Origin of the sequence: Variovorax ureilyticus (genome assembly GCF_037889935.1) — a bacterium.
In the GTDB taxonomy this organism is placed as follows: Bacteria; Pseudomonadota; Gammaproteobacteria; order Burkholderiales; family Burkholderiaceae_C; genus Variovorax; species Variovorax ureilyticus.
The window spans coordinates 64,318-77,736 of sequence record NZ_JBBKZU010000024.1; the positions used below are offsets into that span (position 1 = coordinate 64,318).

Annotated in this window: 14 protein-coding genes and 1 tRNA gene; 10 read left to right on the top strand and 5 right to left on the bottom strand. The window is 64.9% G+C overall.

Annotation, left to right across the window (positions count from 1 at the left end; translation table 11 throughout):
- Positions 1-717 (top strand): ABC transporter ATP-binding protein, encoded by a 717-nt coding sequence (locus WKW77_RS32515; RefSeq protein WP_340361025.1) that lies wholly within the window; start codon positions 1-3, stop codon positions 715-717.
- A 98-nt stretch (positions 718-815) separates the two neighbouring features.
- On the opposite strand, the gene WKW77_RS32520 is transcribed toward WKW77_RS32515, so the two are convergent.
- Together WKW77_RS32520 and WKW77_RS32525 are read right to left on the bottom strand one after the other, a co-directional pair.
- Positions 816-1,721 (bottom strand): Bug family tripartite tricarboxylate transporter substrate binding protein, encoded by a 906-nt coding sequence (locus WKW77_RS32520; protein ID WP_422823310.1) that lies wholly within the window; start codon positions 1,719-1,721, stop codon positions 816-818.
- A 101-nt stretch (positions 1,722-1,822) separates the two neighbouring features.
- Complete coding sequence (locus WKW77_RS32525) at positions 1,823-2,887, bottom strand: CDP-6-deoxy-delta-3,4-glucoseen reductase (RefSeq protein WP_340361027.1); 1,065 nt, start codon at positions 2,885-2,887, stop codon at positions 1,823-1,825.
- Positions 2,888-2,923: 36 nt separating this feature from the next.
- Between WKW77_RS32525 and WKW77_RS32530 the strand changes: the two genes are divergently transcribed.
- A complete protein-coding gene (locus WKW77_RS32530) occupies positions 2,924-3,853 on the top strand; it encodes an SDR family oxidoreductase (RefSeq protein ID WP_340361028.1) in 930 nt (309 codons plus the stop codon).
- Between the two features lie 16 nt (positions 3,854-3,869).
- Here the strand turns inward: WKW77_RS32530 and WKW77_RS32535 are convergent.
- Positions 3,870-3,954 (bottom strand) — tRNA-Leu (locus WKW77_RS32535).
- Between the two features lie 40 nt (positions 3,955-3,994).
- On the opposite strand from WKW77_RS32535, the gene cysM reads away from it, so the two are divergent.
- Genes cysM through WKW77_RS32550 form a run of 3 tightly spaced genes read left to right on the top strand, consistent with a single transcriptional unit; the run spans position 3,995 to position 5,716 of the window.
- A complete protein-coding gene (cysM, locus tag WKW77_RS32540; protein WP_340361029.1) occupies positions 3,995-4,897 on the top strand; it encodes a cysteine synthase CysM in 903 nt (300 codons plus the stop codon).
- A gap of 17 nt (positions 4,898-4,914) precedes the next feature.
- A complete protein-coding gene (locus tag WKW77_RS32545; protein ID WP_340361030.1) occupies positions 4,915-5,466 on the top strand; it encodes an NUDIX domain-containing protein in 552 nt (183 codons plus the stop codon).
- Positions 5,467-5,488: 22 nt separating this feature from the next.
- Positions 5,489-5,716 (top strand): sulfurtransferase TusA family protein, encoded by a 228-nt coding sequence (locus tag WKW77_RS32550; RefSeq protein WP_093163094.1) that lies wholly within the window; start codon positions 5,489-5,491, stop codon positions 5,714-5,716.
- A 25-nt stretch (positions 5,717-5,741) separates the two neighbouring features.
- Here the strand turns inward: WKW77_RS32550 and galU are convergent, their stop codons facing one another.
- Both galU and WKW77_RS32560 read right to left on the bottom strand, forming a co-directional pair.
- Complete coding sequence (gene galU / locus WKW77_RS32555) at positions 5,742-6,626, bottom strand: UTP--glucose-1-phosphate uridylyltransferase GalU (RefSeq protein WP_340361031.1); 885 nt, start codon at positions 6,624-6,626, stop codon at positions 5,742-5,744.
- A 103-nt stretch (positions 6,627-6,729) separates the two neighbouring features.
- On the bottom strand, positions 6,730-9,600 hold the full coding sequence (locus WKW77_RS32560) for a valine--tRNA ligase (RefSeq protein WP_340361032.1): 2,871 nt from the start codon (positions 9,598-9,600) through the stop codon (positions 6,730-6,732).
- Positions 9,601-9,724: 124 nt separating this feature from the next.
- On the opposite strand from WKW77_RS32560, the gene yaaA reads away from it, so the two are divergent.
- The 5 genes from yaaA to WKW77_RS32585 form a co-directional block, all read left to right on the top strand.
- The gene (gene yaaA / locus WKW77_RS32565) at positions 9,725-10,531 is read left to right on the top strand and encodes a peroxide stress protein YaaA (protein ID WP_340361038.1); all 807 of its coding nucleotides are present in this window, start codon (positions 9,725-9,727) and stop codon (positions 10,529-10,531) included.
- On the top strand, positions 10,528-11,364 hold the full coding sequence (locus WKW77_RS32570) for a 2OG-Fe(II) oxygenase (protein WP_340361033.1): 837 nt from the start codon (positions 10,528-10,530) through the stop codon (positions 11,362-11,364). Before yaaA ends, WKW77_RS32570 begins: the two co-directional genes overlap by 4 nt.
- Positions 11,365-11,382: 18 nt before the next feature.
- A complete protein-coding gene (locus tag WKW77_RS32575; protein WP_340361034.1) occupies positions 11,383-12,276 on the top strand; it encodes an alpha/beta fold hydrolase in 894 nt (297 codons plus the stop codon).
- The gene (gene queF / locus WKW77_RS32580; RefSeq protein ID WP_340361035.1) at positions 12,273-13,130 is read left to right on the top strand and encodes an NADPH-dependent 7-cyano-7-deazaguanine reductase QueF; all 858 of its coding nucleotides are present in this window, start codon (positions 12,273-12,275) and stop codon (positions 13,128-13,130) included. The genes WKW77_RS32575 and queF overlap by 4 nt, the downstream gene beginning before the upstream one ends.
- Before the next feature lie 105 nt (positions 13,131-13,235).
- Positions 13,236-13,419 (top strand): hypothetical protein (locus WKW77_RS32585; RefSeq protein WP_340361036.1); only part of this gene is annotated, 184 nt, incomplete at its 3' end.

The following is a 13,419-nucleotide window of genomic DNA, read 5'->3' on the forward strand; positions in this document are numbered from 1 at the left end:
ATGGCGCAAACCCTTTTGAAGATCAACGGGCTCAAGGTCGCCTACGGCGGGATTCAGGCCGTGAAGGGCGTCGACTTCGAGGTGCGCGAAGGCGAACTCGTGTCGTTGATCGGCTCCAACGGCGCCGGCAAGACGACGACGATGAAGGCCATCACCGGCACGCTGCCGTTCCTCGGCGGCGACATCGAGTTCCTGGGCAAGAGCATCAAGGGACGCGGCGCCTGGGATCTGGTGGGCGAGGGGCTGGTCATGGTGCCGGAAGGCCGGGGCGTGTTCACCCGCATGACCATCACCGAGAACCTGCAGATCGGTGCCTACATCCGCAACGACAAGGCGGAGATCGCGCGCGACATCGACCGCGTCTTCACGACCTTCCCGCGTCTCAAGGAGCGTGCCACGCAGCTGGCCGGAACCATGTCCGGCGGCGAGCAGCAGATGCTCGCGATGGGCCGCGCGCTGATGGCGCGCCCGAAGGTGCTGCTGCTCGACGAGCCTTCGATGGGCCTGTCGCCGATCATGGTCGACAAGATCTTCGAGGTGGTGAAGCAGGTCTATGACCAGGGCGTCACCGTGCTGCTGGTGGAGCAGAACGCCAGCCGTGCGCTGCAACTGGCCGATCGCGGCTACGTGATGGAGTCGGGGCTGATCACGATGAGTGGTGATGCCAAGGTGATGCTGAGCGACCCGAAGGTTCGTGCGGCGTATCTTGGGGAATGACCCCCAGGCTTGCTCGCTTCGCGTGGCCGCCCACCCCCTTCCAGGGGGCGCTGCCGGCGGGCCGGCGAAGCCGGTTCAGCGGCAGCTTCGATTTGGCGTCAGTCGACTTGGGCGCCAGTGGCCTTGACGACCTTTTCGTACTTGACGAGTTCGCTCTTCATGAACGCGCCGAACTGCTCGGGCGTGCTCGCGACTGGCTCGGCGAGCAATGAAGCGAAGCGGGTCTTCGTCTCCGGCGTCTTGAGCGCCGCGACGAACGCCTGATTGAGCTTTGCCACCACATCGGGCGGCGTGCCTGCCGGTGCGACCAGACCCCACCAGGTGTCGATCGAGAACCCCTTCAGCGTCGCGGCGACAGGCGGAACATCCGGCAGAGCACTGCTGCGCTCGGCGGTCGTGACGGCGATGGCCTTCAGCTTGCCCGAGCGGATGTTGGGTGCGGCGGTGGCGAGGTTGTCGAAATTGAAGTCGACCTGTCCCGACAGCAGCGCCAGTTGCGCCGGATTGCCGCCGTTGTACGGAATGTGCACCGCGAAGATGCCCGCTTCCTTCTTGAACATCTCGCCGGCCAGATGCCCGGCGCTGCCGTTGCCGCCGCTGCCGTAGTTGAGCTTGCCGGGGTTCGCCTTGGCGTAGGCGATGAGATCGCGCAGGCTGTTGAGGTGGAGGCGCTTCGCGGTGTCCGCGTTCATCACCAGAACGTTGGGCACGCGGACCATCTGGGTGATCGGCGCGAAGTCCGTAGCCGCGTTGAACGGCATCTTGGCGTAGAGCCACGGATTGACCGCATTCGTCGCGGTCGCCGCGATGCCGATGGTGAGTCCGTCCGGCGGCGCCTTGGCGACCATGTCCGCGCCGATGTTGCCGCCGGCGCCGGGCTTGTTGTCGATGATCACCGTTCCAAGCGAATCCTTGACGCCCTCTGCGAGCACGCGCGCGGTGACGTCGATGGGCCCGCCGGCTGCATAAGGAACGACGAGCCTGATCGGGCGGTTCTGGGCCATTGCGTGAGGCGCGGCAATGACGGCCGTGGTGGCCGCGAGCGCGGCGAGGAAATGTCTTCTGGCGTTCATGTCTCTGTTGTTCGTTGACGTCTTCTTGATATTCAGGGGATGGCCTTGTCCGCCTCCGTGGTGAAGGCGTCGGCGAAGAATTCTTCCTCGGGCAGGCCACGCCTGGAGACGTAGTCGTGCTTGGCGGAGTCGACGACCACGGGTGCGCCGCAGGCATACACCTGATGGCCCGACAGATCGTCGAAGTCCTCCATCACCGCGAGATGGACGAAGCCGGTGCGTCCCTTCCAGTTGTCTTCGGGCACGGCGTTCGAGATCACCGGCACATAGCGCAGATGAGGCAACTCGGCGAGCTGCGCGCGGACCCACTCGTCCATGTAGAGGTCCTCGGGCCGGCGGCCGCCCCAGTACAGGCTGGCCGGCCGCGTGATGCCCTTCAGCTTCATGTGTTCGATGACCGCCTTGATCGGCGCGAAGCCGGTGCCCGACGCGAGGAAGATCACCGGCTTGTCGGATTCCTCGCGCAGGAAGAAGCTGCCATAGGGACCTTCGACGCGAAGGATTTCTTTCTCCTTCATCGTGCCGAAGACATGGTCGGTGAACCTGCCGCCCGGCAGATGGCGGATGTGCAGTTCGATGCCCTTTCCCGGCTCCTGCAGTGTGTGCGGCGCGTTGGCCATCGAATAGCTGCGGCGCGTGCCGTCGCGCAGGATGAATTCGATGTACTGGCCCGCATGGAATTGCAGCGGCTCGCCGGCCGGCAGTTGCAGGCGAAGCAGCACGACGTCGTGCGACATCTTCGTGATCGCGGCCACGCGCACCGGCATCTTGCGAATCGGGAAGGCGCCCGCTTCGGTGACCTGGCGCGATTCGAGCACGACGTCGCTTTCGGCGGTTGCGCAGCAGGTGAGGACGTAGCCGGCCAGTTCCTCGTCCGCACTCAGGGCCTTGCTCTGGTGCAGTTTCATCGTGACCGTGCCGGAGAGCTTCTTGCACTTGCAGGAACCGCAGGCGCCGTCCTTGCAGCCGTAGGGCAGACCGATGCCCTGGCGGATGCCGGCCGCGAGGATGGTTTCGTCGGGATGGGCCAGGAAGTGCCGTCCGCTCGGCTCTACCGTGATATGAAAGCCCGACTCGCTCGGGGCCGCACTGGTCATGGTTATTCTTTACTGCTACTCAAAGGGAGATGAATTTTGCCCTCAATCAACAGCCCTCTCGGTGCGAGGCCCTCGCGCTTCCGCCGGGAGCGCGTGCTCGTGGTGGGATGCGGCGATGTCGGGCTTCGGGTGGCCGGGCTGCTGCGCGGGCGCGTCAACGTGCTCGCATCGACTTCGTCACCGCCGCGCGTACCTGCGCTCAGGCAGGCCGGCGTGAGGCCGATTGTCGCGGATCTCGATGATCCGACTTCGCTCCGCCGTCTTTCGGGCATCGCGAGCAGGGTGCTGCATCTCGCGCCACCGTCGCGCGTCGAAGGCGGCGAATGGTGGCGCGATGCGCGAACGCTGGCGCTCGTGCGTGCGCTGCGCCTGCGGTCGCTGCCTTCATCGCTCGCCTATGGCTCGACCAGCGGCGTCTACGGCGATTGCGGTGGCGCGGTGGTTGCAGAGACCCGCGCGGCACGCCCGGACACGCCGCGTGCGCACCGGCGTGTCGATGCCGAGCGCAGCGTGCGCTGGCTCGGCCGCGCCGGGGTCTCCGTGCGCATCCTGCGCATTCCGGGCATCTACGCGCCCGACCGTGAGGGCGGCACGCCGCGCGAGCGGCTCCAGCGCGGCACGCCGGTCCTGCGCGTGGAAGACGACGTCTACACCAACCACATCCATGCCGATGATCTCGCCCGTGTCTGCATTGCGGCCCTATGGCGCGGCGGTCCGCTGCGCGTGTTCAACGCAAGCGACGACAGCGAGATCAAGATGGGCGACTACGTCGAACTCGCCGCAAGGCTGTACGGAATGCCGCCGCCACCGCGCATCGCACGCGAGGAGGCGCGCGCGCAGCTTCCGCTGTCGTTGTTGAGTTTCATGGGGGAATCACGCCGGCTCGACAACACGCGTCTCAAGCGCGAACTGCGCATCCGGCTGCGTTATCCGACTGTCGAGTCTGGACTTCTGTCCGATCGTTGAGCGGACCGAAGAGCGCTGGTGCCCGGGGCCGGAATCGAACCGGCACGCCTTGCGGCGGGGGATTTTGAGTCCCCTGCGTCTACCAATTTCACCACCCGGGCAGGAAGGAAGGAAGCCGGAAATTATGGCACAGTGACCCCCATGCAATATCCAACGATTGAAGACGCGATCGGCAAGACGCCCCTGGTGGCTCTGCAGCGCATCGACGCGGAAGCGAATGCAAAGCGCGGCAACGTGATCCTGGGCAAGCTCGAAGGCAACAACCCGGCCGGCTCGGTCAAGGACCGGCCCGCGCTGTCGATGATCAAGCGTGCGGAAGAGCGCGGCGAGATCAAGCCGGGCAACACGCTGATCGAAGCGACCTCGGGCAACACCGGCATCGCCCTTGCGATGGCGGCCGCGATCAAGGGCTATCGCATGGTCCTCATCATGCCGGAGGACCTCTCCGTCGAACGCGCGCAGACCATGAAGGCCTTCGGCGCCGAATTGGTGCTGACGCCGAAGAGCGGCGGCATGGAATACGCACGCGATCTCGCGGAGCAGATGGTGCAGCAGGGCAAGGGGCGTGTGCTTGACCAGTTCGCCAATCCCGACAACCCGCGCATCCACTACGAGACCACTGGGCCCGAGATCTGGGCCGACACCCAAGGCCGCATCACGCACTTCGTCAGCGCGATGGGCACCACGGGCACCATCACCGGTGTGTCGCGTTTTCTCAAGGAAAAGAATCCGGCCATCCGGATCGTTGGCGCCCAGCCCGATGAAGGGTCGCGCATCCCGGGCATCCGCAAGTGGCCGCAGGAATACCTGCCGAAGATCTACGACCCGAGCCGGGTGGATCAGGTGGTCAACGTGAGCCAGGACAGCGCCGAGGAAATGTGCCGGCGGCTCGCTCGGGAAGAGGGCATCTTCGGCGGCATCTCTGCGGCGGGCGCGCTCTGGGTGGCGCTCGAAATTGCCAAGACGGTCGAGAACGCGACCGTCGTCTTCGTGGTGTGCGACCGGGGCGACCGCTATCTGTCGACCGGCGTCTTCCCCGCCTGATTTCTCGCCATTCAGTCATGAACGTACCTCGCTTCTGTCCCTCGTGCGCCACGCCGCTGGCCCATATCGAAGCGCTGGAGGACGGAGGCCCGAAGTCGCGCCTGCGTTGCCCTTCCTGCGACTGGACGCACTGGAACAATCCCACGCCCGTGCTGGCTGCGATCGTCGAATACCGCGGGCAGGTGCTGCTTGCCCGCAACGCGGCCTGGCCCGCCAAGATGTTTGCGCTGATCACCGGATTCATGGAAGCCGGCGAGACGCCGCAGGAAGGTATCTCGCGCGAGGTCAAGGAAGAAACGAACCTCGACGTGAGCGAGGTGAGTCTCGTCGGCGTCTACGACTTCCAGCGCATGAACCAGGTCATCATCGCCTACCACGTGGTGGCCGACGGCCAGGTGTCGCTGTCGCCGGAACTCGTGGACTACCGGCTCTACGATCTACCAGACCTGAAGTGCTGGCCCGCCGGTACGGGCTATGCGCTGGCCGAGTGGCTCCGCTCGCGCGGCCATGAGCCGACATTCTTCACCGCCGCCGAGAACGAGGAGCGCCGACGCGGGCTCGCCAATTGAGTCCCGCGCAGGAGGAAATCACATGCAAGTGAACAAGGAAATCGACACGCGCGGGCTTAATTGCCCGCTTCCTATCCTCAAAGCCAAGAAGGCGCTCAACGAGATGCACAGCGGTGAACTGCTGCGAGTCGTGGCGACGGACGCCGGCTCGGTGCGTGACTTCCAGGCCTTCGCCCGGCAGACCGGCAACGACCTCGTCGACCAGCAGACGGTCGGCGACGAGTTCATTCACGTGCTGCGCCGCCGCTGAGCGAACGGCGCGCAGCGACCGAAGGTCAGAGCTCCAGGCTCTTCAGATACTGGCGGAACGAGGCGCCCACTTCAGGGTGCGCCAGAGCCAGTTCGACCGAGGCTTGCAGGAAGCCTTCCTTGCTGCCGCAGTCGTAGCGCGTGCCGGCGTACGAGTACGCATAGACCGGCTCCTTGGTCATCAGCGCGGCAATGCCGTCGGTCAATTGGATCTCGCCGCCGGCGCCCTTGGGCTGATTGCGGATGTGACCGAACACCGCGGGCGTCAGGATGTAGCGGCCCGCCACGCCGAGACGCGAAGGTGCGTCCTCCGGCTTGGGCTTCTCGACCATGCGGTTGACCTTGACCAGGCCTTCCTCGATCACATCGCCGGCCACGATGCCGTAGCGTTTGACGTGTTCCAGTGGCACTTCCTGCACTGCGAGCAGTGAACCACCGAGCTTGGCGAACGCGCGCGTCATCTGCGCCAGCACCGGCTCGCCGCCTTGCGGGCCGACCATCAGGTCATCGGCGAGCAGGACAGCGAAAGCTTCGTTGCCGACGAGGTGCTCGGCACACAGCACGGCATGGCCGAGGCCCAACATGCGCGGCTGGCGCACGTAGGAGCAGGTCATGTCGTCCGGCATGACCGAACGCGCGATCGCCAGCAGCTCGTGCTTGCCGCTGGCTTCGAGTTGCGATTCGAGCTCGTAGGCGGCGTCGTAGTGGTCTTCGATCGCTCGCTTGTTGCGCCCCGTCACGAAGATCATGTCGCGGATGCCTGCGGCATACGCTTCCTCCACCGCGTACTGGATCAGTGGCTTGTCCACCACCGGAAGCATTTCCTTGGGCTGCGCCTTGGTGGCGGGCAGAAAACGGGTGCCGAAGCCGGCGACGGGGAACACGGCTTTGCGAATCGGAGAGTTGGACATGTGAATTTCGTGTGAATCGAAGACGTGGATCGAAGAGGGGATGGCGTCGCGAGACGCTCAACCCACATGCTCACATACTATTTACCGCCATGCCACACGTCTGTCAGCCTAGGCGGACAAGCTGATCCCTCAGGCGCTCAAGCGTGGCGGAGAAGTCGGTGAGGCGCTTGCGCTCCTGCTCGATCACCGCTGCCGGCGCCTTCGCGACGAAGGCCTCGTTCCCGAGCTTACTGTTGACCTTCGCGATCTCGCCTTCGATGCGCGCCAGTTCCTTGCCGATGCGTGCCTTTTCCGCAGCCTTGTCGATTTCCATGTGCAGGCAGAGGCGAGCACTGCCGACCACCGCGACGGGGGCCGCCTCGGCCGCCGCCGCCCAGGTTGCTTCGTCGTCGAAGACCTTCACTTCCTTGAGCTTGGCGAGCGCCTGAAGCACGGGTGCTGCCTCGCGCAGGAACGCGGCGCTTGCCGCATCGTCTGCGACCGCGTACAGCGGCAGGCGCGTGGCGGGCGAGACGTTCATCTCGCCGCGCAGGGTGCGGCAGGCATCCACGAGAGACTTGAGCCGGGCGACGTGGGCTTCGGCCGTCACGTCGATCTTTTCTGGCTGGCTCTTCGGGTAGGCCGCGGTCATCACCGAATCACCGGCGCGGCCGGCGACCGGTGCGACTTTCTGCCAGAGCTCTTCGGTGATGAACGGGATGACGGGATGCGCCAGGCGCAGCAGCGTCTCGAGCGAGCGGATCAGCGTGCGGCGTGTGGCGCGCTTCTGGGCGTCGTCACCTTGCTGGATCTGGACCTTGGCGATCTCCAGGTACCAATCGCAGAACTCGTCCCATGCGAACTGGTAGATGGCGTTCGCGACATTGTCGAGGCGGTACTCCTCGAAGCCCTTCGCCACTTCGGCCTCGACGCGCTGCAGCTGGGACGTGATCCAGCGGTCGGCCTGGCTGAATTGCAGGTAGCCGTGGGCCGGCCCGCCCGGAGCGCACTCTTCCTTGGTGTGTTCGCGCAGGCCGCAGTCCTGGCCCTCGCAGTTCATGAGCACGAAGCGCGTGGCGTTCCAGAGCTTGTTGCAGAAGTTGCGATAGCCCTCGCAGCGCTTCGAGTCGAAGTTGATGCTGCGGCCCAGCGATGCGAGCGAGGCGAAGGTGAAGCGCAGCGCGTCGGCGCCGAAGGCCGGGATGCCGTCCGGGAATTCCTTCTGCGTGTTCTTGCGCACCGTCGGTGCGGTTTCGGGCCGGCGCAGCCCCTGCGTGCGCTTCTCGAGCAGCTCGGGCAGCGCGATGCCGTCGATCAGGTCGACCGGATCGAGCACGTTGCCCTCGGACTTGCTCATCTTCTTGCCGTGCGAATCGCGCACCAGCCCGTGGATGTACACGTGCTTGAAGGGCACCTTGCCCGTGAAGTGCTTGGTCATCATGATCATCCGGGCGACCCAGAAGAAGATGATGTCGTAGCCCGTCACCAGCACGGTCGACGGCAGGTAGAGGTCGAGATCCTCGGTCTTTCCGGGCCAGCCGAGCGAGGAGAAGGGCACCAGCGCCGAGGAGTACCAGGTGTCGAGCACGTCCTCGTCGCGCGTGAGCTTCTTGCCGGGCGCCTGGGCCTGCGCCTCCGCCTCGTCGTGCGCGACGTAGACCTTGCCCTCTTCGTCGTACCACGCCGGGATCTGGTGACCCCACCAGAGCTGGCGCGAAATCGTCCAGTCCTGGATGTTCTCCATCCAGTGGTTGTAGGTGTTGACCCAGTTCTCGGGGACGAAGCGCACTTCGCCGGAACGAACCGCTTCGATCGCCTTCTGCGCGATCGATTGGCCGTTGGCGTCGGGCCGGGTCATCGCGACGAACCACTGGTCGGTCAGCATCGGCTCGACCACGGCGCCCGTGCGGGCGCAGCGCGGGACCATGAGCTTGTGCTTCTTGGTTTCGACCAGAAGGCCCAGCGCCTCGAGATCGGCGACGACCGCCTTGCGCGCGACGAAGCGATCGAGGCCGCGGTATCTTTCAGGCGCGTTGTCATTGATGGTCGCATCGAGCGTCAGCACGCCGATGGTGTCGAGGCCGTGCCGCAGGCCGACCGCATAGTCGTTGTGATCGTGCGCCGGCGTGACCTTGACCACGCCGGTGCCGAATTCCTTGTCCACGTAGTCGTCGGCGATGACCGGAATCAGCCGGTCGACCAGCGGCAGCTTCACGCGCTGACCGATGAGGTGCTTGTAGCGCTCGTCCTCCGGATGGACCATCACCGCCACGTCGCCCAGCATGGTCTCGGGACGGGTGGTCGCCACCGTGAGCGAGCCCGAGCCGTCTTCAAGCGGATAGGCGATGTGCCAGAGAAAGCCGTCCTCTTCCTCGCTCTCGACTTCCAGGTCGCTCACCGCGGTCTTGAGCACCGGGTCCCAGTTGACCAGGCGCTTGCCGCGATAGATGAGCCCCTCGTTGTAGAGCTGCACGAAGGTCTGCGTGACGACCTTCGAGAGCTTGTCGTCCATGGTGAAGTACTCGCGGCTCCAGTCCACCGTATCGCCCATGCGGCGCATCTGGCTGGTGATGGTGTTGCCGGATTTTTCCTTCCACTCCCACACGCGCGCGACGAAGTTCTTGCGACCGAGGTCGTGGCGGCTGATCTTCTGTTCCTGCAACTGCCGCTCGACGACGATCTGCGTCGCGATGCCGGCGTGGTCGGTGCCCGGCACCCACAGCGTGTTGGCGCCCGCCATGCGGTGATAGCGGGTGAGGCTGTCCATGATCGTCTGGTTGAACGCATGCCCCATGTGCAGCGTGCCGGTCACGTTCGGCGGCGGCAGCTGGATCGCGAAGGAGGGCGCGCCGTCCTTCGGCTTCTGCGTGCCGCGGAAGCCGGCGGCCGCGTAGCCGCGCCGCTCCCACTCTGGCCCCCAGTGCGCTTCGATGGCGGCAGGTTCGAAGGATTTGGACAGGCTTTCGAGGCCGGGTTGGGGCAGGGTCTCACTCATGGCGGTACAAAAACGAACGGCATCCCGCAGGATGCCGCTTGTGGGTGGAGGTGAAGGGATTTTATTCGACGGCCGGATCGAGGCACCCGGAAACGGTCGTGGACCCCCCGCCGATAATCCGGCGATGCTTTTTCTGCTCTCGCCTGCCAAGTCGCTCGATTTCGAAACCCGCGTTCCCGACACCCTGCTGGCCACCCAGCCCCGTTTCGAGGGGCCAAGAGGTCCGGCAGCCGAACTCATCAAGATCCTGAGAGAGAAGTCGCCCCAGCAGATCGCCGAATTGATGCGCTTGTCGGACAAGCTCTCGGCGCTGAATGTGGCGCGCTACGCGGCGTGGTCGTCCAAGAGCAACAGCCATAACGCAAAGCAGGCGGCGCTGGCATTCGACGGCGACGTCTACGGCGGGCTCGACGCGAAGACGCTGACGGCCAGCCAGCTGTCCTGGGCGCAGGACCACGTCTGCATCCTGAGCGGGCTGTATGGCGTGCTGCGGCCGCTCGATCTGCTTCAACCTTACCGCCTCGAAATGGGGACCCAGCTCGGCAACCGGCATGGCAAGGATCTCTACGCTTTCTGGGGCAGCCGCATTTCCGAGTACCTGAACGAGCGGCTTGCCGCGGATCGGACGCCGGTTGTCATCAACCTCGCTTCGCAGGAATATTTCAAGTCGGTCGATCAGGGAGCGCTCAAGGCGCGTGTCGTCGAGTGCGTGTTCGAAGAGTGGAAGGGCGGCACGGGTGCGGCGGACCCCGGCCGCTACAAGATCGTGAGCTTCTTCGCCAAGCGGGCGCGTGGCCTCATGGCGCGCTGGGCGGTTCTTCACAAGGCCGCGACCCCCAGGGCATTGGAGAAGTTCGATCTCGAAGGCTATGGTTTCGACGCTTCGGCCTCGAAGCCCGATCGGCTGGTGTTTCGACGGAGGGCATCATGAGTCAAGGACAAGTCATCAGCGCAGAGCTTCGCGAGTGGATCGCGACTCAACTGGCCGCCGGCCATTCGGTCGCGAGCCTCCGCGCGTCCATGCGGGCTGCCGGCTGGCATGACGCTGCCGCGGATGCAGCGCTGGCCGAAGTGGAGCGGGAAGCCATTGGCGCGGCTGAAACGACGAAGGCCATGCCCGGCCCCGATCTCTCGAACTCGCCGCTCTACATCGATGCGGGCGATCGCCGCGTCCACGTGCTGCAGACCATGCAGAGTCCGCGCGTGATCGTTTTCGGAGATCTGTTGTCCGACGAGGAGTGCGAAGCGCTGATCGCCGCGGCACGGCAGCGGCTGGCGCGCTCCCTGACCGTCGAGACGCAGACGGGCGGCGAGGCGCTCAACGTCGATCGCACCAGCGATGGCATGTTCTTCGAGCGCGGCGAAAACCCGATGGTCGCGCGGCTTGAAAAACGCATCGCCACGCTCTTGCGGTGGCCGCTCGAATTCGGCGAGGGGCTGCAGATTCTTCGATACGCGCCAGGCGCGCAGTACCGGCCGCACTACGACTATTTCGATCCGAGCGAGCCCGGCACGCCGATCATCCTGAAGCGGGGCGGCCAGCGTGTCGCCACGCTCGTGATGTATCTGCACGAGCCTGAGCAGGGCGGCGCCACGACCTTCCCGGACGTGGGGCTGGAAGTTGCGCCCAAACGTGGCACCGCCGTCTTCTTCAGCTACGAGCGCCCCGACCCGGCGACGCATACCCTGCACGGAGGCGCGCCGGTTCTTGCAGGCGAGAAGTGGGTCGCCACCAAATGGCTGCGCGAGCGCGAGTTCAATTGACCGGCTGAGCGCACTCCGATGAAGGTCACGGCGAACGGGATCCAGATCGAGGTCGAGGACAGCGGCGGCGAGGGCCGCCCCGTGATTCTGCTCATCATGGGGCTCGGCATGCAGTTGATCGCATGGCCGGGCGAATTCATCCAGACGCTGGTCGACAGCGGGTTCCGGGTGATCCGGCACGACAACCGCGACATTGGACTGAGCGAGGGGTTTGACGAAGCCGGCACCGGCAGCGTGATCTGGCAGAGCGTCCGACAGCGCCTGGGCTTGCCGGTGCGTTGCGCCTATTCGCTGCAGGACATGGCCGACGATGCGCTGGGCGTGCTCGACGCACTGGGTGTTGGGCGCGCGCACGTCATCGGCGCCTCGATGGGCGGGATGATCGCGCAGCGCCTCGCGGCCAGCGCACCCGGAAGAATGGCGAGCCTGGTCAGCATCATGAGTTCAAGCGGGGCGCGCAACCTGCCCGGCCCCCGGGCAGACGTGGCCGCCGCACTGCTGCGGCGACCCGCCAGCCGGACCGAAGCGGCTTTGGTCGAACATGGCCTCGGATTCAGCCGCTTGATATCGAGTCCTGCCTTTGCGCGGGACGAACGCGCCCAGGCGGACCGCATCGCGCAGGCGCTTCGCCGGGCGTATCGGCCCGCGGGCGTCGTGCGACAGATCCTTGCGATCGCTGCTGACAACGGCCGGGCAGATCTGCTGTCGAAGATCGCAAGCCCGTCGCTGGTGCTGCATGGCGAAGCCGACCTGCTGGTGCCGATCGCGTGCGGCAAGGACACGGCGCGGCGCATTCCCGGGGCGCGTTTCGTCGGCATTCCAGGAATGGGGCACGATCTGCCGCCGCCCGTGATCGAAATCCTCCTGGAGCACATCGTTCCATTTCTAAAGACGGCCGAGAACCGATCATGAGCCTCGACAACGCCCCGGAACAATCGCAGCTGGGCCGCGCCTCCGCCTATGCTGATCAATACGACCCGAGCCTGCTTTTCCCCATCCCGCGCGCCACGCAGCGTGAGGCGATGGGAATCAAGCAAGGCGCGCTGCCGTTCTTCGGCGCGGATCTCTGGACCGCATTCGAACTGAGCTGGCTCAACCCTCGCGGCAAGCCGCAACTCGCCATCGCGCACTTCACCGTCCCGTGCGAGACGCCCAACATCATCGAGAGCAAGTCATTCAAGCTGTATCTCAACAGTTTCAACGGCAGCGTCTACGTGGATCAGGATGCCGTTCGGCAGCGCTTGCGCGCGGATCTGAGTGAGGCTGTCTGGCGAGGGGGCGACCGTTCAGGCAGCGTCGGCGTGAAGCTGGTGCCACCGGCGGCGTTCGAGAAAGAGACGGTGCGTGAGCTCGAGGGATTGGATCTCGATCGATTGGATATCGAGTGCACCCGATATCAGCCCGCGCCTGAACTGCTGAGCAGTGACATGACCCAGGCGCCTGTGACGGAGACGCTGAGCAGCCGCCTTCTCAAGAGCAATTGCCTCGTCACGGGCCAGCCCGACTGGGGCAGCGTGGAGATCCGCTACACCGGGCCGCCGATCGACCAGGCGGGCCTGCTGGCGTACATCGTCAGCTTCCGCAACCACAACGAATTCCACGAACCGTGTGCGGAGAGGATCTTCACGGACGTCTGGCGCCGGTGCCAACCCAACAAGCTGGCGGTCTACGCGAGATACACCCGCAGGGGAGGGCTTGATATCAACCCCTTCCGCACGAGCTGGCCGCAGGCCTTGCCCGAGAACGTGCGCACTGCACGGCAGTAGGGCGAACAAAAAAATTTCAGGCCCGGTTGCCAGGGGCTCGAAAACAGTGCCATAATTGCGGGCTCCACTAAACGCGAACAGCGCTTTAGAGGCCCGAAAGGGTCGATGAGGTCAGGCGGAGAGGAAAAAGAAAAACTTCAAAAGTTTTTCGATTCTTCAAAAAAACCTGTCATAATCGAAGGCTCCGCCAAACACGGTGACGAGTTAGATCCTTCGGGGTGTAGCGAGTTGGGCGGAGGGAAGAAAAGAAAAAAATCTTCAAAAATTTTTTCTGAACTTCAAAAAATCG